General features: G+C 53.0%; 1 protein-coding gene. It reads left to right on the top strand.

The genetic code is table 11. From position 1 onward, the window contains the following. Window positions 1-107 precede the first annotated feature (107 nt). A complete protein-coding gene (gene tet(W) / locus KBX14_RS11115; RefSeq protein WP_204083760.1) occupies window positions 108-2027 on the top strand; it encodes a tetracycline resistance ribosomal protection protein Tet(W) in 1920 nt (639 codons plus the stop codon). Window positions 2028-2157: the final 130 nt, after the last annotated feature.

The following is a 2157-nucleotide window of genomic DNA, read 5'->3' as shown; positions in this document are numbered from 1 at the left end:
AGCATATATTTTCCGCAAACGCGGAGTTCAGAGCATGAAAATCAACGATTCCGGACACACATTTTGTCGCTTAACCCCCTTCGGGGCAGTAAAGGGAGGACAATCACATGAAAATAATCAATATTGGAATTCTTGCCCATGTAGACGCTGGAAAGACGACCTTGACGGAGAGCCTGCTATATGCCAGCGGAGCCATTTCAGAACCGGGGAGCGTCGAAAAAGGGACAACGAGGACGGACACCATGTTTTTGGAGCGGCAGCGTGGGATTACCATTCAAGCGGCAGTCACTTCCTTCCAGTGGCACAGATGTAAAGTCAGCATTGTGGATACGCCCGGCCACATGGATTTTTTGGCGGAGGTGTACCGCTCTTTGGCTGTTTTAGATGGGGCCATCTTGGTGATCTCCGCTAAAGATGGCGTGCAGGCCCAGACCCGTATTCTGTTCCATGCCCTGCGGAAAATGAACATTCCCACCGTTATCTTTATCAACAAGATCGACCAGGCTGGCGTTGATTTGCAGAGCGTGGTTCAGTCTGTTCGGGATAAGCTCTCCGCCGATATTATCATCAAGCAGACGGTGTCGCTGTCCCCGGAAATAGTCCTGGAGGAAAATACCGACATAGAAGCATGGGATGCGGTCATCGAAAATAACGATAAATTATTGGAAAAGTATATCGCAGGAGAACCAATCAGCCGGGAAAAACTTGTGCGGGAGGAACAGCGGCGGGTTCAAGACGCCTCCCTGTTCCCGGTCTATTATGGCAGCGCCAAAAAGGGCCTTGGCATTCAACCGTTGATGGATGCGGTGACAGGGCTGTTCCAACCGATTGGGGAACAGGGGAGCGCCGCCCTATGCGGCAGCGTTTTCAAGGTGGAGTATACAGATTGCGGCCAGCGGCGTGTCTATCTACGGCTATACAGCGGAACGCTGCGCCTGCGGGATACGGTGGCCCTGGCCGGGAGAGAAAAGCTGAAAATCACAGAGATGCGTATTCCATCCAAAGGGGAAATTGTTCGGACAGACACCGCTTATCCGGGTGAAATTGTTATCCTTCCCAGCGACAGCGTGAGGTTAAACGATGTATTAGGGGACCCAACCCGGCTCCCTCGTAAAAGGTGGCGTGAGGACCCCCTCCCCATGCTGCGGACGTCGATTGCGCCGAAAACGGCAGCGCAAAGAGAACGGCTGCTGGACGCTCTTACGCAACTTGCGGATACTGACCCGCTTTTGCGCTGCGAGGTGGATTCCATCACCCATGAGATCATTCTTTCTTTTTTGGGCCGGGTGCAGTTGGAGGTTGTTTCCGCTTTGCTGTCGGAAAAATACAAGCTTGAAACAGTGGTAAAGGAACCCACCGTCATTTATATGGAGCGGCCGCTCAAAGCAGCCAGCCACACCATCCATATCGAGGTGCCGCCCAACCCGTTTTGGGCATCCATCGGACTGTCTGTTACACCACTCCCGCTTGGCTCCGGTGTACAATACGAGAGCCGGGTTTCGCTGGGATACTTGAACCAGAGTTTTCAAAACGCTGTCAGGGATGGTATCCGTTACGGGCTGGAGCAGGGCTTGTTCGGCTGGAACGTAACGGACTGTAAGATTTGCTTTGAATACGGGCTTTATTACAGTCCGGTCAGCACGCCGGCGGACTTCCGCTCATTGGCCCCGATTGTATTGGAACAGGCATTGAAGGAATCAGGGACGCAACTGCTGGAACCTTATCTCTCCTTCACCCTCTATGCGCCCCGGGAATATCTTTCCAGGGCTTATCATGATGCACCGAAATACTGTGCCACCATCGAAACGGTCCAGGTAAAAAAGGATGAAGTTGTCTTTACTGGCGAGATTCCCGCCCGCTGTATACAGGCATACCGTACTGATCTGGCCTTTTACACCAACGGGCAGAGCGTATGCCTTACAGAACTGAAAGGGTATCAGGCCGCTGTCGGCAAGCCAGTCATCCAGCCCCGCCGTCCAAACAGCCGCCTGGACAAGGTGCGCTATATGTTTCAGAAGATAATGTAACGTCTTGCGCAATGCAAGCGTTCATTGCTGGCTATTGCGAAATATCATTGATAACCCTAGGTGGCAGGCTGGTTGTGGGCCAAAACCCGAAGGAGGTCCGCACCCATGTCCCCGCACGATATTCCCCCGC

This window comes from Corynebacterium sp. CCUG 61414 (genome assembly GCF_024453945.1).
GTDB classification, from domain to species: domain Bacteria; phylum Actinomycetota; class Actinomycetes; order Mycobacteriales; family Mycobacteriaceae; genus Corynebacterium; species Corynebacterium pseudogenitalium.
The sequence above is the reverse complement of the archived record's forward strand: the minus strand, read 5'-3'. Positions and strand labels throughout refer to the sequence as shown.